Annotated in this window: 23 protein-coding genes; 19 read left to right on the forward strand and 4 right to left on the reverse strand. The window is 56.3% G+C overall.

What is annotated here, in order from left to right:
* The first annotated feature begins 4 nt into the window (after positions 1-4).
* The 3 genes from AC2Q8J_RS00445 to AC2Q8J_RS00455 are packed head-to-tail and all read left to right on the forward strand — an operon-like array spanning position 5 to position 2,674.
* On the forward strand, positions 5-1,030 hold the full coding sequence (locus AC2Q8J_RS00445; RefSeq protein WP_204995811.1) for a phosphotransferase family protein: 1,026 nt from the start codon (positions 5-7) through the stop codon (positions 1,028-1,030).
* 49 nt (positions 1,031-1,079) lie between these two features.
* Entirely contained in the window at positions 1,080-1,862 is a 783-nt protein-coding gene (locus tag AC2Q8J_RS00450; RefSeq protein ID WP_424143175.1) for an enoyl-CoA hydratase/isomerase family protein, read from the forward strand.
* A gap of 47 nt (positions 1,863-1,909) precedes the next feature.
* Positions 1,910-2,674, forward strand: a complete 765-nt coding sequence (locus AC2Q8J_RS00455) for a crotonase/enoyl-CoA hydratase family protein (RefSeq protein ID WP_286695757.1) — start codon at positions 1,910-1,912, stop codon at positions 2,672-2,674.
* Positions 2,675-2,766: 92 nt separating this feature from the next.
* On the opposite strand, the gene mltF is transcribed toward AC2Q8J_RS00455, so the two are convergent.
* Complete coding sequence (gene mltF / locus AC2Q8J_RS00460; RefSeq protein ID WP_486451881.1) at positions 2,767-4,218, reverse strand: membrane-bound lytic murein transglycosylase MltF; 1,452 nt, start codon at positions 4,216-4,218, stop codon at positions 2,767-2,769.
* Positions 4,219-4,349: 131 nt separating this feature from the next.
* Between mltF and purL the strand changes: the two genes are divergently transcribed.
* From purL to secF, 3 genes are read left to right on the forward strand one after another with little or no spacing between them, the layout of a single operon-like run.
* Entirely contained in the window at positions 4,350-8,237 is a 3,888-nt protein-coding gene (gene purL / locus AC2Q8J_RS00465) for a phosphoribosylformylglycinamidine synthase (protein ID WP_486451882.1), read from the forward strand.
* A gap of 58 nt (positions 8,238-8,295) precedes the next feature.
* Positions 8,296-10,170 (forward strand): protein translocase subunit SecD, encoded by a 1,875-nt coding sequence (gene secD / locus AC2Q8J_RS00470; RefSeq protein WP_204995804.1) that lies wholly within the window; start codon positions 8,296-8,298, stop codon positions 10,168-10,170.
* A 10-nt stretch (positions 10,171-10,180) separates the two neighbouring features.
* A complete protein-coding gene (secF, locus tag AC2Q8J_RS00475) occupies positions 10,181-11,104 on the forward strand; it encodes a protein translocase subunit SecF (RefSeq protein ID WP_348655281.1) in 924 nt (307 codons plus the stop codon).
* 76 nt (positions 11,105-11,180) lie between these two features.
* On the opposite strand, the gene suhB is transcribed toward secF, so the two are convergent.
* A complete protein-coding gene (suhB, locus tag AC2Q8J_RS00480) occupies positions 11,181-11,984 on the reverse strand; it encodes an inositol-1-monophosphatase (protein WP_204995802.1) in 804 nt (267 codons plus the stop codon).
* Positions 11,985-12,172: 188 nt separating this feature from the next.
* Between suhB and pyrG the strand changes: the two genes are divergently transcribed.
* From pyrG to rpoS, 11 genes are all read left to right on the forward strand, one after another.
* On the forward strand, positions 12,173-13,798 hold the full coding sequence (pyrG, locus tag AC2Q8J_RS00485; RefSeq protein ID WP_374973519.1) for a CTP synthase: 1,626 nt from the start codon (positions 12,173-12,175) through the stop codon (positions 13,796-13,798).
* A 72-nt stretch (positions 13,799-13,870) separates the two neighbouring features.
* The gene (gene kdsA, locus AC2Q8J_RS00490; RefSeq protein WP_204995800.1) at positions 13,871-14,722 is read left to right on the forward strand and encodes a 3-deoxy-8-phosphooctulonate synthase; all 852 of its coding nucleotides are present in this window, start codon (positions 13,871-13,873) and stop codon (positions 14,720-14,722) included.
* Positions 14,723-14,793: 71 nt separating this feature from the next.
* Positions 14,794-16,077 carry a phosphopyruvate hydratase gene (gene eno / locus AC2Q8J_RS00495; protein WP_486451883.1) on the forward strand — a complete coding sequence of 428 codons (1,284 nt, stop codon included), beginning with the start codon at positions 14,794-14,796 and terminating at the stop codon, positions 16,075-16,077.
* A 62-nt stretch (positions 16,078-16,139) separates the two neighbouring features.
* On the forward strand, positions 16,140-16,424 hold the full coding sequence (ftsB, locus tag AC2Q8J_RS00500; RefSeq protein WP_286695753.1) for a cell division protein FtsB: 285 nt from the start codon (positions 16,140-16,142) through the stop codon (positions 16,422-16,424).
* Positions 16,421-17,131 (forward strand): 2-C-methyl-D-erythritol 4-phosphate cytidylyltransferase, encoded by a 711-nt coding sequence (ispD, locus tag AC2Q8J_RS00505; RefSeq protein ID WP_486451884.1) that lies wholly within the window; start codon positions 16,421-16,423, stop codon positions 17,129-17,131. Before ftsB ends, ispD begins: the two co-directional genes overlap by 4 nt.
* On the forward strand, positions 17,131-17,625 hold the full coding sequence (gene ispF / locus AC2Q8J_RS00510) for a 2-C-methyl-D-erythritol 2,4-cyclodiphosphate synthase (protein WP_486451885.1): 495 nt from the start codon (positions 17,131-17,133) through the stop codon (positions 17,623-17,625). Before ispD ends, ispF begins: the two co-directional genes overlap by 1 nt.
* A complete protein-coding gene (gene truD, locus AC2Q8J_RS00515) occupies positions 17,615-18,637 on the forward strand; it encodes a tRNA pseudouridine(13) synthase TruD (RefSeq protein WP_486451886.1) in 1,023 nt (340 codons plus the stop codon). Before ispF ends, truD begins: the two co-directional genes overlap by 11 nt.
* Positions 18,638-18,693: 56 nt before the next feature.
* Positions 18,694-19,332: a protein-L-isoaspartate(D-aspartate) O-methyltransferase gene (locus AC2Q8J_RS00520; protein WP_204996048.1), complete on the forward strand. Its 639-nt coding sequence runs from the start codon at positions 18,694-18,696 to the stop codon at positions 19,330-19,332.
* Positions 19,333-19,363: 31 nt separating this feature from the next.
* Positions 19,364-20,269: a DUF368 domain-containing protein gene (locus AC2Q8J_RS00525; protein ID WP_486451887.1), complete on the forward strand. Its 906-nt coding sequence runs from the start codon at positions 19,364-19,366 to the stop codon at positions 20,267-20,269.
* Between the two features lie 172 nt (positions 20,270-20,441).
* Complete coding sequence (locus AC2Q8J_RS00530; RefSeq protein ID WP_338061826.1) at positions 20,442-21,212, forward strand: peptidoglycan DD-metalloendopeptidase family protein; 771 nt, start codon at positions 20,442-20,444, stop codon at positions 21,210-21,212.
* 65 nt (positions 21,213-21,277) lie between these two features.
* Positions 21,278-22,255, forward strand: a complete 978-nt coding sequence (rpoS, locus tag AC2Q8J_RS00535; RefSeq protein WP_204995794.1) for an RNA polymerase sigma factor RpoS — start codon at positions 21,278-21,280, stop codon at positions 22,253-22,255.
* A gap of 5 nt (positions 22,256-22,260) precedes the next feature.
* Here rpoS and AC2Q8J_RS00540 read toward each other — a convergent pair whose 3' ends face one another.
* Together AC2Q8J_RS00540 and AC2Q8J_RS00545 are read right to left on the reverse strand one after the other, a co-directional pair.
* Positions 22,261-22,914 (reverse strand): NAD(P)H-binding protein, encoded by a 654-nt coding sequence (locus tag AC2Q8J_RS00540; RefSeq protein ID WP_424142513.1) that lies wholly within the window; start codon positions 22,912-22,914, stop codon positions 22,261-22,263.
* 93 nt (positions 22,915-23,007) lie between these two features.
* Positions 23,008-23,988 carry a malate dehydrogenase gene (locus AC2Q8J_RS00545; protein ID WP_204995792.1) on the reverse strand — a complete coding sequence of 327 codons (981 nt, stop codon included), beginning with the start codon at positions 23,986-23,988 and terminating at the stop codon, positions 23,008-23,010.
* 336 nt (positions 23,989-24,324) lie between these two features.
* On the opposite strand from AC2Q8J_RS00545, the gene ttcA reads away from it, so the two are divergent.
* Positions 24,325-25,197 carry a tRNA 2-thiocytidine(32) synthetase TtcA gene (ttcA, locus tag AC2Q8J_RS00550; protein ID WP_424142524.1) on the forward strand — a complete coding sequence of 291 codons (873 nt, stop codon included), beginning with the start codon at positions 24,325-24,327 and terminating at the stop codon, positions 25,195-25,197.
* Between the two features lie 176 nt (positions 25,198-25,373).
* The gene (locus tag AC2Q8J_RS00555) at positions 25,374-26,654 is read left to right on the forward strand and encodes a FliG C-terminal domain-containing protein (protein ID WP_424142514.1); all 1,281 of its coding nucleotides are present in this window, start codon (positions 25,374-25,376) and stop codon (positions 26,652-26,654) included.
* Positions 26,655-26,671 lie beyond the last annotated feature (17 nt).

Here is a 26,671-nt window from a genome sequence, read left to right on the forward strand (position 1 = left end):
GAATATGGCAGCTTTTGATCTCGATACCGACGCGCTATGCGCCTATCTGGAAACATCCATCGATGGGTTTTCCGGGCCACTTACCGCAGAAAAATTTCCCGGTGGGCAGTCCAACCCCACCTACCGCATTGATGCGGCAAGTGGTGCCTATGTGTTGCGCCGCAAGCCGCCGGGGAAGCTGCTTAAATCTGCACACGCCGTGGATCGCGAGTTTACCGTGATGTCGGCGCTGGCCGGCAGCAAGGTGCCTGTGCCGACCATGCGCATTCTCTGCGAGGATGAGCAGGTGATTGGCTCCATGTTTTATTTGATGGACTACCTCGACGGCGACATATACTGGAACGCCGCGCTGCCGGAGCTCGACCCTGAGCGCCGCAGTGCGATGTACGACAATATGAATCAGCTCCTTGCCGATTTGCACAATGTCGATGTCGAGGCTGTGGGGTTATCCGGCTACGGCAAGCCCGGCAACTATTTCGCCCGGCAGCTGGACCGCTGGACCAAGCAGTATCGGGCCAGTGAAACCCAGCGCCTGGAGCCGGTGGAAACACTCATCAGTTATCTGGAGGCGAATTTGCCCGAGGATGACGGCCAGGTGTGTTTGGTGCACGGCGATTTCCGGCTGGACAATATGATGTTCGCCAAGGGCGGCACCGATATTATCGCGCTGCTGGATTGGGAGCTATCGACCCTGGGCCACCCCTATGCAGACCTCGCCTACCAGTGCATGCAGTGGCGCCTGCCTGGCAGTGCCGCAATTCCCGGCTTGGGGGATGTGGACCGCGAAGCACTGGGTATTCCCAGCGAAAAAGACTATGTGCGCCGTTACTGTGAGCGCCGCGGTATCAGTGCCATTGATGATTGGGTATTCTACCTGGCCTTTTCATTCTTTCGCCTCAGTGCCATTTTGCAGGGTGTTTATAAACGCGCCCTCGACGGCAATGCCTCCAACGACAAGGCAAAACAGCTTGGTGGTATGACTGCCCCCCTGGCGCAAATGGGCGTTCAGGTGGTAGAGCAGGGAGCGTGAGTGCCGTGGGTCGCAACGATGGCGACCCCAGCCCTATCAGGAGAGATTCATGACAGACCGACAAACCGTAATGTTGAGTAGCGAGGGGGCGGTAGCCACCATCCTTCTAAATCGCCCCGACTCGCTCAATGCCTTCACCCGTGAAATGCGCAGTGACTTGCTGGCAGCGTTACAAGAAGTCAGCCAGAACAGCGCCATACGCGTTGTGGTACTTGGCGCTCAAGGGCGCGGGTTTTCCTCGGGTGCAGATTTGTCTGAAGGCCCGGGTCCCGGTCAGAGTGTCGAGCGGCAGCTGCTCGATGAGTACCTGCCTATTTTCACCATGATCGCCTCAATGGAGCAGACCGTTATTGCGGCAGTGCCCGGCGTAATGGCTGGCATTGGCGCGGCGCTGGCCATGCACTGCGACCTGTCGGTGATGGCCGACAGCGGCAGCATGGTGATGGCATTTACCAATATTGGCCTGGTGCCCGATGGCGGTGCCAGCTGGAATTTATTGCGCGGCATGGGCTATCAGCGCGCCTTTGCTTTTATTGCTGAAGGCGGGCGACTGGATGCGGCCCAGTGCCTGGAGCTCGGTTTGGTGAACAAGCTGGCGGCCGCCGACAAGGTTTTGAGCGACGCACAGTCGTGGGCGGCAGCGCTGGCCGAGCGAGCGCCGATTGCACTGCGCGAGACAAAGGCACTGTTGCGCGGCGCGGCGGCGCAGAGTTTTCAGCAAACGTTTATGTCGGAAGCGCGCTCGCAAAACACCTGCCTTGGCAGTGAAGATGCGGCGGAGGCCATCGGCGCCTTTTTGGAAAAGCGCCAGCCGGTATTCAAAGGTAAGTAGCAAGCACGGCATGCGTGCACATAATAACGATAGAAAGGGAGTGGATTATGGCCAATGAAGTTATCGTTGCGGTTGAAGACGGGGTGATGCTGATCACCATCAATCGCCCGGAGGCAAAAAATTCGGTCAATTTGGCCGTTGCCAAAGGGATTGCCGCCGCAATGGAAGAGCTGGACAGCAACGATGAGATTCGCGCTGCGATACTCACCGGCGCGGAGGGAACCTTTTGTTCCGGTATGGACTTGAAAGCCTTTGTCACCGGTGAGCTGCCCATTATTGAAGGCCGCGGTTTTGCCGGGCTTGTTGAAGCGCCGCCGCGCAAGCCGCTTATCGCCGCTGTCGAGGGCTTCGCGTTGGCGGGCGGTTTTGAGCTGGCGATTAGCTGCGACATGATCGTGAGCGCCGGTAACGCCAAGTTTGGTATTCCCGAGGTGAAGCGCGGGCTGGTTGCCGGGGCGGGTGGCTTATTAAAACTGCCACGGCAAATTCCTCGCCGGGTGGCGATGGAGTTGGCCCTGACCGGCGATGCCATCGACGCTCAGCGAGCCTATGACCTTGGCCTGATAAACCGCGTGGTGGAGGCGGGAACGGCGCTGGCTGCAGCGCGTGAGCTGGCCGATAAAATTGCTGCCAACGGGCCGATGGCGGTATTGGCCAGCAAACAGATTATGAACGAGTCGGAAGAGTGGTCATCGGAAGACATGTTCAAAAAACAAAATGATATTGCCTTGCCGGTCTTTGCCAGCAAGGATGCTATTGAAGGCGCGACTGCCTTCGCCGAAAAGCGTCCTCCGCAGTGGAAGGGCTGCTAGTCGACGCGTATCAATCTCCTTCGATACAAAGCCGGCGTATGCCGGCTTTTTTGTGTGAGCGTTCTTTCTTCAGGGGGGCTGATCGTTATGGCTCAGAGCGCGTCCAAACCCCGGTTCAGCGGTTCTGGTAAATAGTCGGAGACAATACGCGGCGGCGGCACGCGGTAGCGATTCAGTTCGTCCCAGGTCAGCAGTGAATAATAGCGGCGTATATTCTCTACATAACGCACCGGCTCATCGCCCCGGGCATAGCCGTAGCGGGTTTGTTTGTACCACTTTCGCTGTCGCAGTAGCGGCAGGGTTTCTTTTACATCGCTCCACAGGTTCGGGTTGCCGCCGCTTTTTTCGGTGAGAATGCGGGCATCTTCCAGGTGGCCCAGGCCAATGTTGTAGGCTGCCAGCGCAAACCAGCTGCGGTCCGGCGGCTCGATGCCGCTGGGCAGGCGGGTGTACAGTTTTTTGTAGTAGCGCGCGCCGCCGCGCAGGCTCTGTAGAGGGTCCAGGCGGTTGTCCACGCCCAACTCTTTGGCTGTGGGACGGGTGAGCATCATCATGCCCCTCACGCCCGTTGGGGATTTTGCTTTGGGATTCCAGAAGGACTCCTGGTAGCTGATGGCGGCGAGAAAGCGCCAGTCCATATCGTATTCTATGGCGACCTGCTCGATCAGGCCTTTATAGCTGGGTAGGCGCTGCTCTTTCATTTTGAGAAAGGTTTGCGTGCGAATAAACGACTGGCGCTCATTAAAGGTAAAGAAGCGATCGATCAGCCGGTCCAGCTCGCCGTTTGCCTTGATCTCTTCAAAGAATGTTTCAAGAGCCTGCTGCAGTGCGGTGTTGTCTGCATTCTTGCTAAGTGCCCAGGCCAGCTTGCCCGGTTTGCCCGCGCTCATGGCGATTCGGAAGTCTGGATAGAAGGCCCGGTTCGCATGAAATTCGTTGGCGTCGACCATGGTGATATCGATCTCACCTTGCTGCAGTTGCTCAAGTAGGTCGATGGTTTCCTGGTCGCGGCTTTCGCTCCACGTTAATGACGGGTACTGCTCGCGCAACTCCCGCAGCACTTCGGCGTGTGAGCTGTTGCCGAGCACGCGAATGCGCAAGTCGGGCAGGGCAGCGTAATCGGCGGGCTTGTCGGTAAGCGTGCGGTTGTAGATAAATAGCTGCTTTACGCTCATGTAGCTGGGGCCGAATTGCAGTGCGGCGCTGCGCTCCGGGGTAATGCTGAGTCCAGCCGCGGCAAGGTTGGCGCGACCTTCGTGGAGGTTTTCAAATAGCTCGTCCAGGCTGACCACCGGGATCATTTCCAGCTCGACATTCAGGTAGTCGGCGAAATCTTTGACTAAATGGTATTCAAAACCGCTGGGGTTGCCCTGGCTTTCGTAGTAAGTGGTTGGGCCGTTGCGGGTCAATACGCGCAAAACGCCTTCCTCGCGGATGGTGTCCAGGGCATCTTGCGGGGGAGAGCACGCGCCGCAAAACAGCAGTAGTAGCCAGACGCTCAGGCGTCGAAAGGGCCACGAATGACTGTTTTTTGTGTTCCTCAATCGCTGTGCTCCGCAGAATTATTTAATCATTGTATCGGGCTTGCAGAGTTCACACCATAAGCCTGAATTTTCCCTTGCGATTCCTGTACAATGTCGGCCTTTATTCCCGTCGACCGAGGTTCTAGACCTGCATGCTGATCGTTCCCGGCGCTGCGGCGCTTTCTGAATTCCGTATTGAAAAACTGCTGACCACCCTGCGCACCGCGATTCCGGAGCTACAGGCGCTCAGTGCGCAGTTTGTGCACTTGGCCGACGTGGAAGGTGAACTCAGTCATGAACAGCAGACAATACTTGAGCAATTGCTGCAGTATGGGCCCGGCTCAGGCGCGGCGCCGGCTGAATTAAGCGGCAGTGAGTTTTTTGTTGTGCCGCGCCCGGGCACGATATCGCCCTGGTCGAGCAAGGCCAGTGATATTGCCCATATCAGCGGCTTGACGACGCTACGCCGCCTGGAGCGAGGTGTTCTTTACCGGCTGGAAAGTGCGCAACCGCTTAGTGAAAGTCAGCGCGCGGCAGTGGCGGCGGCTATTCACGACCGGATGGTGGAAGTGGTTTTAGACTCGGTGCCCGCCGCCGCGCAATTGTTTAGTCAGCATTCCCCCAAACCGATGCAGCGCGTAGACGTGCTTGCCGGTGGGCGCGAGGCTCTGGTGGCGGCGAATGCCGAGCTGGGCCTGGCGCTGGCCGAGGATGAGATTGACTACTTGGTCGATAGCTTCAAAGAACTCCAGCGCAACCCCAGCGATGTTGAACTGATGATGTTCGCGCAGGCCAACTCTGAGCACTGCCGTCACAAAATTTTCAACGCGAGTTGGACGATTGACGGTAAGCCGCAAGACAAGTCGCTATTCGCGATGATCAAAAACACCAACGAATTGGGCGGCGAGAATGTACTCAGCGCCTATTCGGATAATGCCGCGGTTGTAGTGGGTAGCCCTGGTGGGCGTTTTTATCCCGACCCGGTTACGGCGGAGTACCAATTCCACCACGAAGATATTCACCTGCTAATGAAGGTGGAGACGCACAATCACCCTACGGCAATTGCACCATTCTCCGGTGCCGGCACTGGTGCGGGCGGCGAGATTCGCGATGAGGGCGCGGTGGGCCGCGGCTCCAAGCCCAAAGTCGGCCTGACCGGTTTTACCGTGTCTAACTTGCAGGTGCCCGGCTTTGAGCAGGCGTGGGAGCAGGATTACGGCAAGCCTGAGCGCATTGTCTCGGCCCTGGATATTATGATTGAAGGGCCAATTGGTGGCGCGGCATTCAACAACGAGTTTGGCCGCCCTAACTTGTGTGGCTATTTCCGCAGCTACGAGCAGAATATTGTTACTGCGGAGGGCGAAGAGCGCCGCGGCTATCACAAGCCGATTATGTTGGCGGGTGGATACGGCAATATTAAGGCTGAGCATGTCGTCAAAGACGAATTCCCAGCGGGTTATAAGCTGATCGCCCTTGGTGGCCCGGCAATGTTGATTGGCCTGGGTGGTGGTGCGGCCTCGTCGATGAGTTCTGGCTCCTCCAGTGCCGATCTGGACTTCGCTTCCGTGCAGCGTCAAAACCCCGAAATTGAGCGTCGTTGCCAAGAGGTGATCGACCGCTGCTGGGCGCTTGGCGAGAATAACCCCATCGCCTTTATTCACGATGTGGGCGCTGGCGGCCTGTCCAACGCCTTCCCTGAGCTGGTGAAAGACGGTGGCTGCGGCGGTAATTTTGAGCTGCGCGAAGTCCCCAATGACGAGCCCGGTATGTCGCCATTGGAGATTTGGTGTAACGAGTCTCAGGAGCGCTATGTTATTGCCATTGCGCCGGAAAACCTGGCGACCTTCGAAAGCATTTGCGAGCGCGAGCGCGCCCCGTATGCGGTAGTGGGCGAATCGACCGAAGAGAAAACACTGCGTGTCGGCGACCGTCACTTTGATAACAATCCCGTTGATTTGCCGATGTCGGTACTGTTCGGCAAACCCCCGAAGATGCACCGCGAAGCGCAGCGCAGTGACGTGGTTCAGCCCGCGTTCGACTGTGCGCTGAGTGTTGAAGAGTCGCTGGACCGTCTGCTGTGCTTGCCAGCGATTGCCAGCAAAAACTTCCTGATTACCATCGGCGACCGCTCGGTTACCGGCATGGTTCATCGAGACCAAATGGTTGGCCCCTGGCAGGTGCCTGTGGCCGACTGCGCGGTGACCACGGTGAGTTACGACAGCATCGCGGGTGAGGCGATGTCGATGGGCGAGCGCACGCCGTTGGCCTTGGTGAATGCGCCGGCATCGGGTCGCATGGCGGTGGCGGAAGCGATCACCAATATTGCGGCGACGCGCATTGCCCAGTTGTCGGATATCAAGCTGTCAGCAAACTGGATGTGCGCAGCGGGTCACGGCGACGAGGACGCGCGCCTGTACGACACAGTGCAAGCGGTTGGTATGGAGTTTTGCCCAGCCTTGGGGCTGACTATCCCCGTGGGTAAAGACAGTATGTCGATGCGCACCGCATGGCAGGACGACGGTGAAGACAAGGCCGTTACCGCGCCGATGTCGCTGGTAATTTCCGCTTTTGCGCCGGTGGTCGATGTGCGCAAAACCGTGACGCCGGTCCTGGATGCCAAGCAGGACAGCGTGCTGCTGGCCATTGATCTGGGCGCAGGGCAACGCCGCATGGCAGGGTCTTGCCTGGCGCAAGTTTGCGGCGAGCTGGGCAATGATGCGCCGGATATCGATGATCCCGCACTGTTGAAAGCCTTCTTCAATGCCACCCAGGCCTTATTGGAGTCAGGCCATATTCTGGCTTACCACGATCGCTCTGATGGCGGTTTGCTGATTACCCTGTTGGAAATGGCCTTCGCCGGACACTGCGGTTTGGATATTGCGTTGCAAGGTTCTGCGACGCCGCAAGCTGAGCTGTTTGCCGAAGAAGCGGGCGCCGTGATTCAGGTGCGCCGCAGTGGTTTGGCGGCGGTGATGGCGCTGTTTGCCGATTACGGCCTCAGTGATTTGGTTCAGGATATTGGTGTGCCTGTTCTGGGCAGCCAGATTAAGGTGTCGCTGAACGGCGACGAGATTCTGCTGGCAGACCGGTTGGCGCTGCACCGTCGCTGGGCAGAGTTGAGCTACCGTATGCAGGCCCTGCGCGATAACCCCGAGTGCGCCGAGCAGGAATTTGACGCCTTGCGCGAGGACGACACCGGCTTATTTGTCGATCTGAGTTTCGATCCTCAGCAAGACATCGCTGCGCCCTATATTCAGCGAGGTGAGCGGCCCAAGCTGGCAGTGCTGCGTGAGCAGGGCGTCAATGGCCAAATGGAAATGGCCGCGGCCTTTGATCGCGCAGGCTTTGCCGCCGTCGATGTTCACATGAGTGACATTCTCAGCGGTCGCCTCGACCTTGCCGAGTTTAAAGGCTTGGCTGCCTGTGGCGGCTTCTCCTACGGCGATGTGCTGGGTGCGGGCGAAGGCTGGGCGAAGAGCATTTTGTTCAATGCCCGCGCGCGGGATGTGTTCCAGCAGTTTTTCAACCGCCAGGACAGCTTCGCGCTGGGCGTGTGTAACGGCTGTCAGATGATGTCGAATTTGCACTCGCTGATTCCTGGCGCTGAGCACTGGCCGCATTTTGTGCGCAACCGCTCAGAACAGTTTGAGGCGCGGGTGGCGATGGTTGAAATTCCCGAATCGCCCTCCATATTGTTAAGCGGTATGGCCGGTTCGCGCCTGCCGGTAGCGGTGGCGCACGGCGAAGGGCGTGCTGAGTTTGCGAAAGCTGAGCAGCTTCAGGCGATGGCGGCGTCGGGGAATGTCGCACTGCGCTATGTGAATAACGCCGGCGAGCTTACCGAGCAGTATCCGGCGAACCCCAATGGTTCGCCCCAGGGTATTACCGGCGTGAGCTCCAATGACGGCCGTGTGACCATTATGATGCCGCATCCGGAGCGCGTATTCCGCAGCGTTACCAACAGCTGGGCACCTGCTGGTCAGGGTGAAGATAGCGGTTGGATGCGTATGTTCCGCAATGCGCGGGTGTGGGTTGACTAGTCGGCGATCAAATTTATAAAAATGGATACCGCCGTTGCGGTGGTTTTGGTGGATAACAATGCTCAATAAATACCCCCTTTGGAAGAACCTGCTTATCGTGGCGGTTCTGGGGATTGGTTTGCTGTATGCCTCGCCGAATTTGTACCGGCCAGACCCTGCGGTACAGATCTCTGGTGAAAGCAGCGGTACGCAAATTTCTGCCCGGGAAATCGATAAAATCACGGCGGCGTTGACGGCGGCCGATATCGACCATTTCGGTGCTGAAGCGGACACCACTGGCAAAAGTGGTTTGGTGAGGCTCCGCCATGCTGACGACCAGCTCCACGCGCAGAAATTAATTCAGCGCGCCTTGGGTGATGGCTATGTGGTCGCCCTCAATATGGCCTCAAACACCCCTGACTGGCTGAGCGGACTCGGGGCCGGCGCAATGAAGCTGGGGCTTGACCTCAGTGGTGGTGTGCACTTTTTGCTTGAAGTCGACACCGACGCCGCCATTGCTACCCGCCTGGAGCATTACAGTACTGGCATTAAGAAAAAACTGCGTGAAGAGCGTATTCGCGGCTTTGTGCGTTTGGGTGAGCAGGGCATTATTCGCGGTAAATTCAGCAGTGAAGAAAATCGCGACAAAGCCTTAAGTGTGATTCGCAAGGAATATACCGAGCTTACCGCCCAGCGCGTTTCAGCCCCGGAAGGGGAGGAGGCGTTTTATCTCGAGGCGCTGCTTTCTGAAACCAAACGCAAAGAGATTGAAGACTACGCCGTGGGTCAAAACCTGACCACTCTGCGCAACCGCGTCAATGAATTGGGTGTATCAGAGCCCTTGGTTCAGCGCCAGGGGCGCAACCGCATTGTTGTGGAATTACCCGGCATTCAGGATACCGCAGAGGCCAAGCGAATTTTGGGTAAAACGGCGAACCTGGAGTTCCGGCTTGAGGCGCGCTACGACGCCGAGCCCTCTGATCGGGAACAATTTAATTTCCGCAACCCCGGTCGCGGTGAGCCCAACGCCTGGTTGGAGCGCGAAGTGGTGATCACCGGTGAGCGTGTTGCCAACGCCCAAGCCAGCTTCGATGAAAACGGCATGCCTCAGGTAAGCATTACCCTGGACAGCGAGGGCGGCGCATTGATGCACCGTGTTACCCGCCACAATATCAACCGCCGTTTGGGTGTGCTGTTTATTGAGCGCAAGAGCCGCACGCGTTATGAAACCAATGCCGCTGGGGAAGAGCAGGTTGTTCGTGTTCCCTACGACGAGAAAAAAATCATTTCTCTGGCAACCATTCGCGATGCGCTGGGCGTCCAGTTCCGTATTACTGGCCTCGATGCGCCAGGTGAGGCCACTGAACTGGCGCTGTTGCTCCGCGCAGGTGCCCTGGCCGCGCCGATCGATTTTGTTGAAGAGCGGACGGTAGGTCCATCACTCGGGGCAGAGAATATCTCTAAAGGCCTGTTGTCGGTGCAGATCGGTCTCGCTGCGGTAGCGCTATTCATGCTGGTTTACTACCGCGTGTTCGGCATTATCGCCGTGGTGGCGCTGGCTTTTAACATTGTATTGCTTGTCGGCGCCATGTCGCTGCTGGGCGCAACGCTAACCCTGCCGGGTATTGCGGGTATCGTCCTTACCGTGGGTATGGCGGTGGATGCCAATGTGTTGATCTTCTCGCGAATACGGGAGGAAATTGCCGAAGGGGCATCGCCGCAACACGCCATTAATGCGGGCTACGGCCGAGCCTTTGTCACAATCATGGACGCCAATATTACCACCCTGCTGGTGGCGGTGATCCTCTATGCGGTGGGCACTGGCCCAGTGCGCGGCTTTGCCGTAACCCTGTCACTGGGCATTGTGACGTCGATGTTCACAGCGATCATGGGAACGCGTGCAATTGTGAATCTGATCTACGGCCGCCGCCGTGTCAGCAAACTGGCAATATAAGGAAGGGCCCATGTCAGAGGAAAAGAAATTTATCCGTTTTATGAGTGCCCGCAAAGTGGCGGCGGCATTCTCGTTGGCGGCCGTGCTTGCCTCCATATTGTTGATCGCCGTGAAGGGCCTGAACTTCGGTTTGGACTTCACCGGCGGCACATTGATCGAAGTGATCTACGAAGAATCGGTGCCCCTGCAAGAGGTGCGCAATACGCTGGAAACCAATGGCTTTGAGAGTGCCATCGTTGTCAATTTTGGCTCCGATACCGATGTTCTCGTGCGACTGCCCCAGGGCTTGAGCCCCACGCTGGGCGAGCAAGTGTTGTCGGCGCTGCGCGCGGACAGCCCTTACGACGTAGAGCTTCGCCGTATTGAGTTTGTTGGCCCACAGGTCGGTGAGGAGCTGCGTGAACAAGGTGGCCTGGCAGTATTGCTGGCGCTGATTGTGGTGCTGATTTACGTGGCAATGCGCTTCCAGATGAAGTTTGCCTTTGGCGCTGTATTGGCATTGGCGCACGATGTGGTCATCACCTTGGGCGTGTTTTCGCTGGTCGGTTGGGATTTCGACTTAACGGTCTTGGCGGCCGTACTGGCGGTTATCGGTTATTCCTTGAATGACTCCATTGTTGTTGCCGACCGGATTCGCGAGAATCTGCGTGGTATGCGCGGATACTCCCCGGTGGATATCGTCAATATCTCGCTTACCGATACGCTTGGCCGTACGTTGGTGACCTCGGGTACCACCTTGATGGTGCTGGTGGCTCTGGCGCTGGTGGGTGGTGAAATGATCCATAGCTTTGCACTGGCATTGCTGGTCGGTGTGGGTGTGGGTACCTATTCGTCGGTATTTATTGTTGCGAGCTTGTTGGTGGCAATGAAGATCAGTCCAGAGGATTTGATGGTGCCGGAGAAAGAGGGCGCCGAGCTGGACGAATTGCCGTAGCAATATCGCGGTATTTACGGCAAAAAAAAGGGCGCATGTAGCGCCCTTTTTGGTTTTTACAAATGGCTAGTAGCGACTAGCGAATGTGCTCAAGCGGCGGTTTCACTGCCTGCAGCAAGCCTTTTAAGCACTTCGGATTGGCGGCCACGATGTTGCCGCTCTCCAGATAGTTGCCACCGCCTTGGAAGTCGCTAATCAGACCACCGGCCTCGCGAACCAACAGCACGCCAGCAGCAATATCCCACTTGCTCAGGCCGATTTCCCAGAAGCCATCCAGGCGACCCGCCGCAACATAGGCCAGGTCGAGAGCAGCTGAACCCGCGCGGCGGATTCCCGCGGTTTCGCGCGCGACGGCTTCCAGGCTCTTCATGTAAGCAGCGATATGCTGTTCACTGCGCGACTTAAATGGAATACCGGTACCGATCAGGGTGCCTTCCAGGCTGGCGGCCATTGTCACGCGGACTCGACGACCATTTAACTGGGCGCCGCGGCCACGGCTGGCGGTAAATTCTTCGCGGCGGATCGGGTCCAGGACAACGGCGTGCTCAATCTGCCCTTGATGAAGGCAGGCGATCGAGATGCAGTAGTGCGGGATGCCGCGCACGAAATTCGTGGTGCCATCGATGGGGTCGATAATCCACAAGTAATCGCTGTCGGGGTTACCGGTTTCGCCGCTCTCTTCACCGAGAAAGCGGTGCTCGGGGTAGGCTTTTTGGAGGTGGTAGATGATTTCCTGTTCGGCCTTGCGGTCGATTTCGGTAACAAAATCATTCTCGCCCTTTGATTCAATTTTCAGGCGGTCAATCTGCTCGGCGGCGCGGGCGACCAGATCACCGGCCTTGCGCGCGGCGCGCAGGGCGATATTCAACATGGGTTGCATAGAACTAAGACCTTGAATGTGCAAGCAATTAGCCGGGCAGTATAACAGAGCATACGCCTGGCTCAGAGGCCTAATTTCATTGTCTAGGTCGATCCATGCTGTTAAACTGAGCGCCCATCATATAGGGGCCTTTAAAGCATCGCTTTTTTGAGTCCTGCACCCTTACTAGCTCGATATATAGGCATCACATGGCGCGTTTCATCTTCGTCACTGGCGGCGTTGTTTCTTCTCTTGGCAAAGGTATTGCCTCTGCATCGCTCGGGGCGATTCTCGAAGCGCGTGGGCTGAAAGTAACCCTGCTGAAATTGGACCCCTACATCAATGTGGATCCAGGCACCATGAGCCCGTTTCAACACGGCGAGGTGTTCGTAACTGAAGATGGCGCAGAGACCGACCTGGATCTTGGCCACTACGAGCGTTTTGTTCGTGCAAAAATGAACAAGCGTAATAATTTCACCACCGGCCGCGTTTACGAAACCGTATTGCGCAAGGAGCGCCGCGGCGACTACCTGGGTGGCACGGTGCAGGTGATCCCCCATGTTACCGACGAGATTAAGCGCCGCGTCATTGCGGGTGCTGGTGATGCAGATGTCGCCATTGTCGAAATAGGCGGCACCGTTGGTGATATTGAAGGCCTGCCGTTCTTCGAAGCGGCTCGTCAGCTGAAAATAGAGCTCGGCGCCAAGCGCGCGATGCTGATGCACCTGACGCTGGTGCCTTATATTGCGACAGCCGGTGAGACCAAAACCAAGCCAACTCAACACTCGGTGAAGGAGTTGCGCTCTATTGGTCTGCAGCCAGACGTATTGCTTTGCCGCTCAGATCACGAAATCGACCTCAGCAGCCGTCACAAGATTGCTCTGTTTACCAATGTGGAGTCGCGCGCGGTTATTCCTTTGCGCGACGTGGATTCCATCTACCGTATTCCCTCGCTGCTGTCTGCGGAAGGCCTGGACGACTTAGTGGTTGAGCGCTTTGGCCTCGATTGCCCTCAGGCCGACCTGTCGGAGTGGGATAGCGTTATCGACGGTGACTTGCATCAGGATCAGAGCCTGACCATTGCGATGGTGGGCAAGTATATGGAGCTGCTCGACGCGTATAAGTCGCTGAACGAGGCTCTGAAGCACGCCGGTATTCACACGCGCACCAAGGTCAATGTGCGCTATATCGACTCCGAAACCATCGAGACCGAAGGTGTTGATGCGCTGAAGGATGTCGACGGTATTCTTGTACCGGGTGGATTTGGTAATCGCGGCGTCGAAGGTAAAATTCGCACTGTTCAGTACGCCCGCGAAAATAACATTCCCTACTTGGGCATCTGCCTGGGTATGCAAGTTGCCGTTATTGAATTCGCGCGCAATGTCCTGGGTATCAGCGATGCCAACAGTAGTGAATTCGTTGAAGATGGCGCCAACCCGGTTGTTGGTCTGATCACTGAATGGGTAACCTCTGAAGGTGAAACGGAGCAGCGCGACGCTGAATCCGACTTGGGGGGAACCATGCGCTTGGGTGCTCAGATGTGCCACCTCAGCGACGGCTCGTTGGCGAAGGAGATATACGGCGCCGAGCAAATTACCGAGCGTCATCGCCACCGCTATGAGGTGAATAATAATTACGTTCAGGCTCTGCAGGATAATGGCCTGCGCATTGGTGGCTGGTCGGCCGATAAGAGCTTGGTCGAAGTGGTTGAAGTGGCGGACCACCCCTGGTTTGTCGCCTGCCAGTTCCACCCGGAATTTACCTCGACACCGCGCGACGGTCACCCGTTGTTCACCGGTTTCGTGCGTGCTGCCCTGAAGCACCAGCAGGCGTAATGATCGCGCCCGCGCCCCTAACTAAAAACATGGTGGTGCGGGATGCGCGCCGCCTTGCAAGCGGAGTTCCCTATGCAGGATAAACATCTCAACGTTGCTGGCTTGGATGTGGGCAATGATCTGCCCTTCGTGCTTTTCGGTGGTATGAATGTACTGGAGTCGCGAGACCTAGCCATGCGCGTGGCGGAGGCCTACGTGGAGGTGTGCGCCGAGCTGGGTATTCCCTATGTTTTCAAGGCGTCTTTCGATAAAGCCAATCGATCTTCCATTCATTCTTACCGCGGCCCCGGTATGGATGAAGGTTTAAAAATCTTTGAAGAGATCAAGCGCAGCTTTAATGTGCCGGTGATCACCGACATTCACGAAATTCACCAGGCCGCGCCGGTGGCTAAGGTTTGCGATGTTATTCAGCTGCCAGCCTTTCTCGCCCGGCAAACTGATTTAGTTGCGGCGATGGCGGCAACCGATGCGGTGATTAATATCAAAAAGCCGCAGTTCCTGAGCCCCGCGCAAATGAAGAATATCGTCGAGAAATTTGCGGAGTGTGGCAACGAAAAAGTCATGCTGTGCGAGCGCGGCAGTAATTTTGGCTATGACAATCTGGTTGTCGATATGCTGGGTTTTCGCACTATGCGTGAAGTCAGTGGCGGCGCGCCGCTAATTTTTGACGTTACCCACGCCCTGCAGTGTCGCGACCCGATGGGCGCGGCCTCCGGTGGTCGCCGTCACCAGGTTGCGGAGCTGGGTCGGGCGGGGATGAGCCAGGGGCTGGCTGGGCTGTTTCTGGAGGCGCACCCGAATCCGGATCAAGCGTTATGCGATGGCCCCAGCGCGCTACCGCTGTCTGCACTGAAACCGTTTTTACAGCAAATGAAAGCCGTCGATGATCTTGTGAAGTCATTGCCGGCGCTGGACATTCGCTAAACCCTATTCATTTTTTAAAACAATAACGACGCTCGGCGTCGCGATACGACTTATAGGAAGGAGATCACCCCATGGCAGAAATCGTCGATATTAAGGCATACGAGGTACTGGATTCTCGCGGTAACCCCACCGTGGAGGCAGACGTTGTGTTGGCCTCTGGGGCGGTAGGTAGTGCCTGTGCGCCCTCTGGTGCATCGACGGGATCACGTGAAGCCCTCGAACTGCGTGACGGCGATAAGTCGCGCTACCTGGGTAAGGGTGTGACCAAAGCCGTTGCCAATATCAATACCGATATTCGCGACCTGTTGATGGGGATGGATGCCGAAGATCAGCGTGCGATCGACAAAGCGATGATCGACGCCGACGGTACCGAGAACAAAGCGAAGTTTGGCGCCAACGCGATTTTGGCAGTCTCTCTGGCGACTGCAAAGGCGGTTGCGACAGAGAAAGGTATTCCGCTTTACCAGCGCATTGCACAAATTAACGGTACGGAAGGCCAGTACACCATGCCGGTGCCGATGATGAACATTTTGAATGGTGGCGAGCACGCGGATAACAACGTCGACATTCAGGAATTCATGATTCAGCCCGTTGCGGCGCCGACGTTTGCGGAAGCGCTGCGCATTGGCGCTGAAATCTTCCATGCATTGAAAAAGGTGCTTGCCGGCCGTGGTCTCAGCACCGCTGTGGGTGATGAAGGCGGTTTTGCTCCCAACTTGCCCTCGAACGAAGCGGCTCTGGAAGTTATAGCAGAGGCGGTTTCTAACGCCGGTTACACCCTTGGCGAAGACGTGACTCTGGCGCTGGATTGCGCGGCCTCTGAATTTTACAAAGACGGTAAGTACAAGCTTAGCGGCGAAGGTAAAGAGTTTGATGCCGCCGGCTTTGCCGCCTATCTGGACGGCTTGTCTCAGCGCTACCCCATTATTTCTATCGAAGACGGTATGGATGAGAGCGATTGGGACGGCTGGGCCGCACTGACTGAGCTGACTGGTGAGCGTGTGCAGCTGGTGGGCGACGACCTGTTTGTGACCAATACCAGCATCTTGAAGCGCGGTATCGATAACAACATCGCCAACTCAATTTTGATTAAATTCAACCAAATCGGCTCGCTGAGCGAGACACTGGATGCAATCAAAATGGCAAAAGATGCCGGTTACACGGCTGTGATTTCTCACCGCAGCGGTGAGACAGAAGACACCACGATCGCCGATTTGGCGGTTGCAACCTCTGCTGGCCAGATCAAAACCGGATCACTGTGTCGCTCTGACCGCGTTGCTAAGTACAACCGCTTGCTTCGTATTGAAGCAGAACTCGGCGCAGCCTATCGCGGTCGCGATGAGTTCCGCGCCTGATCGCACTGTGTACGTGTGCTCAGAGGCAAACGTGGCCTCTGAGCACCGACAAAGGATAAGCAATGACCCGCCGCCGATTGCTGCTACTGCTACTGGTATTACTGCTTGCGCTGCAATTGCGCCTGTGGAATGGCAGCGGCAGTTGGGAGCAGATTGTTAGTCTGCGGCGGGAAATTGGCGAACAACAGCAACACAATACCGCGCTTCGGCAGCGCAATGATCGGCTGCTGGGTGAGGTGCATAGCCTCAAGAATAACCTCGATAGCATCGAGGAGAGAGCCCGGAATGATATGGGGTTGATTCGCGAGGACGAAACGTTTTATCTCATCATAGAAGACTCACCGTGACACAGCGTTTGTGGGCCATTATTCCAGCGGCCGGCCGAGGCAGCCGTTTTGCCAGTGAGCGTCCCAAGCAGTACATGCCTCTCGCTGGTCGCACGGTTATCGAACACAGTGCATCAGCCCTGCTGGCTGAACCTCAAATATCAGCCGTGTTGTTTGCTCTCCACCCCAGTGACGAGCAGTTTTCCTCTCTGCCCTTAAGCCATCACCCCCGGGTTCGGGCCGTCGTTGGCGGCAGTGAACGTGCTGACTCTGTGGAGATGGCACTGCTGACGCTGCGCGGTGAGGCCAGTGATGCAGATTGGGTGTTGGTGCACGATGCCGCGCGGCCCTGCCTGACGTCGGCCGATTTGTCGGCGCTGATTCAGGCTACGCTTTCTCAGCAGTGCGGTGGCCTGTTGGCGGCGCCGATTGTCGATACTGTAAAACGTGCGGGCCAAGCCAATGAGGTTGAAGAAACCCTGGACCGCAGCGGCTTGTGGCGCGCGCTAACGCCGCAGGTATTTCGCTATGGAGAACTGGTGTCCTCGCTGCGCTACTGCCGAGAGCACCGCTTGACGGTAACCGACGAAGCGTCTGCGATTGAACACTGTGGCGGCAGCGTACTGCTGGTGGCAGGCAGTGCCGCGAATATCAAAGTGACCTATCCCGAGGATTTAGCATTGGCGGAATTCTATTTGCAGGCGCAGTCGCGTGAAGGAGTGCGGTGATGAGTAGTGTGCGTATTGGTCACGGCTACGATGTTCATCGCTTTGGCAGCGGGGATCACATTGTTTTGTGCGGTATTCGGCTCGATCACCACCAAGGGCTGGAGGCGCATTCCGACGGTGATGTTGCCATTCACGCGCTCTGCGATGCGTTGCTCGGTGCCTTGGCACTGGGCGATATTGGTCAGCATTTTCCCGACACCGATGCGGCATACAAGGGCGCCGATAGTGCTGAGCTGTTAACGCATTGTTACGCGCTGATAAAGCAGAAAGGCTATGTACTGGGAAATGCCGATATTACCATCGCCGCTCAGGCGCCAAAGCTCGCCCCGCATATCCCCGTTATGCGTCAGCGCCTTGCGAGCGTCCTGAATGTGGCGCTGGCTGATATTAGCGTGAAGGCAACCACGACTGAAAAACTTGGCTTCGTGGGCCGGGAAGAGGGCATTGCCGTTGACGCTGTTGTATTGCTTGAGCGCGATACCAATGCTGCCTGACTGGCCCACCTATCTCGGCGTTCCTCAGGCGCGCGGACGCCTGCGCAGCGTGCCCGAGGATTTTGAAGTCGAAGAACAGTTTGATGTTGAATTTAGCCTCGATGGTGAATTCGATTGGCTGTGGGTGGAGAAGCGTGGCAATAACACCGAGTATGTTGCCCGTCGTATCGCTGACCTAGCCGGTGTTTCCCTCAAAGCCGTTACCTATAGTGGATTGAAGGACCGATATGCCTTAACTCGGCAATGGTTCTGCGTTCATCTGCCGGGTAAGCAGGGGCGAGACTGGGACGATATTGCTGAGCTATCGGGCGACAGTTTTTGGAAGGTACAGCGCTGGGGGCGGCACCGGCAGAAACTGCGCCCTGGCAGTCACCGTGCCAATCGCTTTGTGATTCGCCTGCGCGAGGTGGTTGGTGACCGCGATGACATCGATCGCCGTCTGAAGATACTGTGCGCCGGCTACCCCAACTATTTCGGTGAACAGCGCTTTGGCCACGAGGGTGCGAATATCGAGCAGTGCCGCGCTTGGTTTGAGGGAGAGAGTAAACCTCAGCGATTTCAGCGAAGTATTTACCTGTCCTCGGCGCGCTCTTACCTGTTTAATGAGGTTTTGGCATTACGATTGCAGGCAGGAACGTGGCTATCGCCCTTAGAGGGTGAGCTATATAGCTTGCGCGACAGCGGCAGTGTTTTTGTGGCTGAGCCGGATGAGGATATCGAAAAACGCATCGCCGAGGGGGATATTCACCCCAGTGGCCCGTTGTTTGGCAAGGTGGCGCGCCACAGTGTTACCGCCGAGGTGGACGCCATTGAACAATCGGTGTTTGCTGCCCATAAAACGCTGTGCGACGGTTTACTGCGCCACGGCATGAAAATGGAGCGGCGCAGTCTGCGGGTTGTTCCAAAGGAATTATGCTGGCAGTGGTTAAGTGATGATCATCTGCAGTTGCAGTTTTCACTGCCCAGTGGCTGTTTCGCTACAGCGCTTGTGAGAGAATTTATTAACGCCTGAAGGCCATAAAACAGAGAAGAGCAAAGGTGAGCAGTATTAACTTGCAAGGTATTGGGATGACGTCCCAGCGTACCCGGGATCGACTGATTGAGCGTTTGCGAGCGCAGGGTATTAGCAATCAAAAAGTCCTGGATACCATTCGCGCCACGCCGCGGCATATTTTCCTGGATGAAGCGCTGGCTCACCGCGCCTATGAGGACAGTTCGCTGCCGATAGGCTTTCAGCAAACCCTGTCTCAGCCCTATATTGTCGCCCGTATGACAGAGCTGTTATTGGCCAATGGCCCGCGTGAGCGCGTGCTGGAAGTGGGCACAGGATCGGGCTATCAAACAGCCATTCTGGCGCAACACGTCGGGCGCGTGTTCAGTGTTGAGCGTATCCGTCCCTTGCAAGAGAAAGCGCGTAAGCGCCTTCGCCATTTGGGCCTGCACAATGTGCATTTGCGCCATGCTGACGGCGGTATGGGCTGGCCTGAGCGTGGGCCCTTCGATGCGATACTCTCGGCGGCGGCGCCAGAGGTGGTGCCAGCTGAGTTATTAGAACAACTCGCGGTGGGCGGCAGGCTGGTTATTCCCGTCGGTGAACAGGGCAAACCGCAGAGTCTATATGTTTACGACCGCCATGAAGACGGCATTGAAGAGCAATGCATTGAACCGGTGTTATTTGTGCCCTTGGTGGGTGGTGTTGTCGCCTAAACGTGTTGCCAAATTCAATTAAGGAAGATGTATGAAGGGCTTTAGCGCCGGCGTGATGCTGCGCGGGGCGGCAATGGGTGCTGCTGATATTGTACCGGGAGTCTCGGGGGGAACGGTTGCCTTCATCACCGGTATTTACGACCAGCTGATTGAAAGTTTGAAAGCCTGCAACCTGCAGGCACTCAAGTTGTTGTTCACGCGTGGTCCGTCGGCGGCATGGCAGTACGTTAACGGCGGTTTTCTGCTGAGTTTATTGCTGGGAATCGCCATTAGTGTGTTGTCGCTGGCACGGGCGATATCCTGGGCTCTGGCTACTCATCCGCTATTGCTGGCAGCCTTCTTTTTCGGGTTGATTCTCGCGTCGGCATTGTTTGTCTACCAACAGATTCCCGGCCGGGGTCAGCCTGTTGGCTTTGTTGTACTGGGCTTGGTTTTCGCGCTGGCCATCTCCGCGCTGCGCCCGGCTGAGGTGCCGGTGAATATGCTGACCGTTTATGGCGCGGGTGCGGTGGCGATATGCGCGATGATCTTGCCGGGAATTTCAGGCAGTTTTATCCTGCTGTTGCTGGGGATGTATGAGCCCATTATCAATGCCATTAAGTCGATGGACCTTGGCATGATCGCGGTGTTCATGCTGGGTTGCGCCACGGGCCTGATGTTATTTGTGCGCCTGCTTAGCTACCTGATGCACACCCACCGGCGCTCGTTGCTGGCTACGCTGACGGGGATTCTGCTGGGATCATTGGCGGTGATCTGGCCGTGGAAGCTTTCCTCAGCGGGGCGGTTATTAACCGATGAGCACAGCGTCGATTGGCATAATGTCTTGCCCATGCAGTACGCTGAACAGGCGGATCCCCAGTGGTTGATGTGTGCGCTGCTGATGGCCGTGGGTTTCGCGACTGTCCTTTTGCTCGAACGCGTAGCCAGTAGAAATTGAGACTTTTTTAAGATTATTTTTACATAAGCCGAGGCGTTTAAATCACTGATAATAATCAAAACCCGCTTGATCCTGCTGCGGATAAAAAGAATCTTTTGTTCGCTTTAGGGTCAATGAGTCGTTGCCAATGACAAATTGCCACTGGAAAGCTCGCTATGAAGGTTCCGCGTCAGTGAAGAGGGTAGGATACACGCTGCTTGTGGCTGTGCTGTTGTTGGCGCTTGGCGCATGCAGTGCTCCCCATCGTGCTGCGCCGGTAGTTGACCGATACAACCCCTCAGAAAAACCGCCGCCCTATTATATTGTCAGCCGTGGTGACACCCTTTTTTCAATCGCATGGCGTTACGGCTTCGACGTTAAACGGTTAGCGAACGCTAACAACATTCGAGCGCCGTACACCATCTTCCCCGGCCAGGCGATCATGTTGAAAGAGCGTTATGCTGCGCCGTCCGCGCCGAAAAAAATCGCGGGGAAATCCGTTTCTTCACCCTCAGTAAAAACCCCTACGCCAACCGTAAAGCCTCAAAAAAAGACCATTGCGAAAAAGCCGTCGCCGCCGCGTAGCGCCGCGAAGGAGTCATGGCGCTGGCCGGTAAAGGGGCCGCTTACGCGAGGGTTTGTTGCGACCGGGCAGGCCCACAAGGGTATTGATATCAAAGGTAAAATGGGTGAGCCTGTAAGGGCATCGAAGAGTGGTGTTGTCGTTTATGCAGGCAGTGGCCTGGTCGGTTACGGCAACCTGCTTATATTGAAACACTCAGAGCGCTACTTAAGTGCCTACGGTCACAATCGGCGCTTGCTGGTAAAAGAGGGAGAGAGCGTTAACGCTGGGCAAACGATCGCTGAACTTGGCGATAGCGGTACGAACTCGGCGAAATTGCATTTTGAAGTTCGAATTGACGGAAAACCGGTTGATCCCTTGAAGCTGCTTCCGCGGCGGTAGAAGAGGAGGAGCAAGAGGGCGTCACCCAAGTCGAAACAATAACAATCTTGCATAAGGATTCGACGATGCGGGTATATGAATCGAACGGAAAAGCGTCGCGGCCTGTTAAGGGCGTGGCAGATACGGATATAGAAAAACAACAAGAATCCACAACTGAGAAAGGCATCAGTCGCTTAAAACGCAGTAAGCGCCACAGCGCTGAGTTAGATGTTACTCAACTATACCTCAACGAAATCGGCTACTCGCCGTTACTCACTGCCGATGAAGAAGTCTATTACTCGCGCCTGGCTCGCAAAGGCGATGAGGCCGGTCGCAAGCGCATGATAGAGAGTAACCTGCGCTTGGTGGTGAAAATTGCCCGCCGCTATCTAAATCGAGGCCTTACTTTGCTCGACTTGGTGGAAGAGGGAAATTTGGGGCTTATTCGCGCCGTTGAGAAGTTTGACCCTGAGCGCGGCTTTCGTTTTTCTACCTATGCCACCTGGTGGATTCGCCAAACTATTGAGCGGGCGATTATGAATCAGACCCGCACGATTCGTTTGCCGATACACGTGGTAAAAGAGCTCAACAGTTATTTGCGCGCGGAGCGCGAGCTGAGCCAAAAGCTGGACCACATGCCCTCGCCTGAAGAGATGGCAAGGGAGTTGAATCGTCCTGTTGCCGAGGCCAAGCGCCTGTGTGGGCTAAAAGAGCGTGTGGCGTCGGTGGATGTGCCCCTGGCGCAGGACTCAGATCAAGTGCTGCTGGATACAATCGCCGACCACAACGCGCTAAACCCCAGTCAAATTCTGCAAAATGATGACCTCTCCGACAGCATTGACCACTGGCTCGATGAGCTGAGCGATAAGCAAAGAGAAGTGGTGGTAAGGCGATTTGGGTTGCGCGGCCACGAGGCGGCAACACTGGAAGAGGTCGGGCGTGAGATCGGCTTGACCCGCGAGCGGGTTCGGCAGATCCAGGTTGAGGCCTTAAAAAGCCTACGGGGCATGTTTGAAAGCAATGGCCTTAGCGCGAGTGCGCTGTTTGCCGACGAGCCCGACTGAGGGGGCTACTCTGACTTTGGAAAACACTCCCCCAGGCGGTAGCGCTTGAGGCCTTGAGTGTTTTCCAGGCTGCGCTCCAGCATCGCTTGTGCCAGTTGTGTGCCTGAAATCGGCCGGTAGTTTTTTAAGCCCGGAAGGTGGCAGGCGGCTTCCATAAGCGGGGCGGAGAGTGATTCTGCCCAGCGGCGTTGGTCGCGAGCACCTGTTAGCAGCGACGGTTGAAATATGCTGGTGCTTGCGAAGTTAAGCGCAATGACCGCGTCCTCTAACTCGCCCTTCATTTGCATGTAGGCGCTAAGACTATCCGCATTCGCGCCCATGGCTGACACAAGCAAATAGTGTGGCACGCCCTGTTGGGCGGCTATTTGAGCGGCGCGAAGCTGATAATCCACGTCGACGCGACGCTGAGCGGCCAGTGAGCCCGCCTGCTTGCGCGTTGTTCCTAGGCAGGAAAAGAGACAGTCGCCCTGAAACGCCTCTGCGTAATTTTCCAATTGCTCAAAATCAGCGTGACAATGCGTTAATTTGGGATGGTCGAGGTGGGGAGCCCGGCGACTGATGCAGCGCACGTTAGAGAATGCTGGGCTGTGAACCAAGAGTTCCAGCAATGCACTGCCAACCAGGCCTGTGCCACCGAGTACCACTGCGGTTTTATTCATTGATATGTCCCCGTTGATGGCTGGTTCTATTTACGCGCTTACAAAAAAGGCGGCCTGAAGGCCGCCTTTTCCTTTACTGCCTGGCACGATGCCTTAGGGCAGCAAGTGCTTAACGCCGTCGCGCTCTTCAGCCAACTCTTGCTCAGTCGCCTGCATTTTCGCACGGCTGAAATCGTTGACGTCAACGCCTTGAACGATCTCCCAGTCACCGCCTTTGCAGCGGCAGGGGAAGGAGTAGATCAGGCCTTCTTGAATGCCGTAGCTACCGTCGCTGTATACGCCCATAGATACCCAGTCGTCACCTTCAGTACCCAGTGCCCAGCTGCGCATGTGGTCGATAGCCGCATTGGCTGCTGACGCTGCAGAAGACGCACCGCGTGCCTTGATGATGGCTGCGCCACGCTGCTGAACCGTTGGGATGAAGTCGTTCTCCAGCCATTCTTGATCAACCAGGTCAGAGGCCGTTTCACCCGCAACTTTTGCGTTGAACAGATCCGGGTACTGAGTGGCAGAGTGGTTGCCCCAGATGGTCATGTTCGTTACGTCGTTAACGGTTTTGCCGGTTTTCTGAGCAATCTGCGTCATCGCGCGGTTGTGGTCCAGGCGAGTCATTGCAGTGAAGTTGCGCGGGTTGATAGAAGGCGCATTGCGCTGCGTGATCAGAGCGTTGGTGTTGGCAGGGTTGCCGACTACCAGTACTTTGATATCTTTGCTGGCGTTTTCGTCGATCGCTTTACCCTGAACAGAGAAGATCGCGGCATTTGCTTCCAGCAGGTCCTTGCGCTCCATGCCGGGGCCACGTGGGCGAGCGCCAACAAGCAGGGCGTAATCGCTGTCCTTGAAGCCAACATTGGGGTCGTCAGTGCAGACAACACCGCTCAGCAGTGGGAAGGCACAGTCTTCAAGCTCCATTTTTACGCCTTCCAGCGCGTCCAGAGCAGGAGTGATGTCCAGCAGTTGCAGAATGACGGGCTGATCGTCGCCCAGCATAGCGCCGGAAGCGATACGGAAAAGCAGTGCATAGCCAATCTGGCCTGCTGCACCGGTAACGGTGACACGAACGGGTTGTTTCATGGAGCGTTCCCTTTCTGGTAAGTGATCTGGTCTTAAGCCGGTTGTGAGCGGGTGCGACCGGACGTGGATTACACAATCCGGCATGCACCCGTGCCGGGGTCTGGCCGTGTAAAAATAACACCTCATGCCAGCAGATTTTGGCGCGCTAATAATAGACACCTAAGGCAAAGATTACCAGTCGCAGCGGCGTTTCCAACGCCGGAAGGGGAATTTTTCAAGCCTTTGTGGCTGATATTTAGCCAACTCTATATAATGCGCCGCTCGTCTTCGTTCACCGATACACAGGCAATAGCTATGTTTTCCGCTTCTGAAACCCCGAGTTCTGCGACGCCGGCAATGTCTAAGCTGGAATTTAACAAGTTGCAGAAGCGCCTTCGCCGCCACACCGGGCAGGCGATAGAGGATTTTCAGATGATCGAAGAGGGCGACCGGGTAATGGTTTGCCTGTCCGGTGGTAAAGACAGTTACACCATGCTCGATATCCTGATGAACCTGCAAAAGAGCGCACCGGTCTCCTTCGAGTTGATCGCGGTGAATATGGACCAGAAGCAGCCGGGTTTCCCTGAGCATGTTCTTCCCGAATACCTCGAGACGCTGGGTATCGAGTACTACATTGTTAACAAAGACACCTACTCAATCGTCAAAGAGAAAATCCCCGAGGGCAAGACCACCTGTGGGTTGTGTTCGCGACTCCGGCGGGGAACACTATACGGCTTTGCCGAGCAAATTGGCGCCACGAAAATCGCACTCGGACACCACAAAGACGATATCGTACAGACGCTGTTTTTAAATATGTTCTATGGCTCCAGGATGGCTGCGATGCCGCCAAAGCTGCTGTCTGACGACAAGCGCAATGTCATTATTCGCCCGCTGGCGTATTGCCGGGAGGCGGATATCGAACGCTTTTCAACCTATAAAGCGTTCCCCATCATTCCCTGCAACCTCTGTGGTTCGCAAGAAAATCTGCAGCGCCAGAATATCCGCAAGATGCTTCTGGAGTGGGAAAAGCAGGATGGTAGCCGCATAGAGAAAATTTTCTCGGCAATGCAAAACATTGCTCCCTCACAGCTCGCAGATCGCGACTTGTTTGACTTTGCCAACCTCAATATTGACCGCTCTGCCGAGCGCGAGGCTCACCCCTTTGACGCCGCCCAGAGCATTGATGCGGGTGGCCCTCAGTCTCTGCCTTTTGTCGAAGTGCGGCTGTAAGCTCAGCTGGCCTAAAACCTGCATTACAGTCAGTGTAGGCAGTAACTAGTCGCGTAAGTCATTGATAACCAATGTATATGCGCAGGTGCTGCTGTCAATAATTTGACGAAACGGGTTTGAGTGGCTTTGAAAATCAGCGCTGTCAAAAAAATGACTATTAGTGGAGGGGCTAGCCAATGGCAATAGCCCCGCGCGTGCTGATTACATTCCAGTTTTTCCTGCTGGTCGCATTGCTCGGCGGTGCAGCGGTCGCGGCGCTGCTCAGGCAGGCGGAGTGGCTCAGTGTGAGCCTGTTGTCCGGCGGCGCAAGCCTCTCCGTTGCGCTATTTATACAACTTATGTCGCAGCCAGCGACCAAACCCCGAGTCAAAAAACATAAACGGGTCGACTACGGTGTTCATTTGCGTTTGCTGCGCACCACCGCTGAGGATGAACCAGCGCGTGTCGCGGCGGTGATTGATCACTGGCTGGACGGGCAAACCTCACAGTGCTCCCCCGAGCAAGCCGCCATGGTGCTAATGGCCCTGGAGGCGAAAGTTGCCGCAAGCGTGATGCGTGAATTCAGCCCGGAACGAATTCAAGCATTGACCGGCTATATGGCCACCCTGGCAACGCCGGATGCCGGGCAGCTAGCGCAATTACTGGCACGCTTTAACGACGATATGCTGCAGTTTTCCCTGGTGCGGCCCAGCCAGGCAGAAGATATTCGCGATTTGCTTGAGGAGGCCCTCGGTGAAGAGCGGGCGGCCCTGGTGAAAAGCAACCTGGCGCTGCAGGGGCAGTCGCAGCAGATCGCTAAATTGAAATGGTTGGCGGCAGATACCATAGCGGACATGCTTCGCAGGGAGCATCCGCAAATACAGGCCGTACTGATCGCCTGTTTGGAACCGGCGCAGGGGGCGGCCGTTATTACCTGTTTTGACCCCCAGCGACGCAGGGAGTTACTCAGCCGTTTGGCGTCGCTGGAGTCCCTGTCGACCGCTGCGTTGGCGGAATTGGATTGGTTGATTGAAGAATACTTGAACGCGCGTGGCCACAGTGGCCGCCGTTTAACCGGGGAAAGCCTGGCAGCCGCGTTGCTTAATGAGCTGGATGTTGCCGATGAAAGTGCGTTGTTGGAGGGCTTGAGGGAGCATCGCCCAGGCCTGGCCGAGCGTGTTGAAGACCAGATGTTTGGGTTTGATCAGTTGCAGCGCTTGACGGAGGCCGATATGAAAAATCTGGTATCTCAGCTCAACCCGCAGACCGCGCTGCGTGCGCTTGAAGGCGCCACCGGTGAATTACGTGCGGCATTGCAAAACGCGTTGCAGAGTCAGCACCCTGAAGAGCGTCTGCTTGGGCAGCCCTCTAACGGCGAAGTAGAGCTCGCCAAACAGGAGCTTGTTGCCGCCGCTAAACGGCTGGCAGGTGTTGGCGAGATCGTGCTCGACAGTCGCAAATTATCACTTGGAAACTAACCAGCTTATTGGCTTTT

Source organism: Spongiibacter sp. C9W (assembly GCF_057370015.1).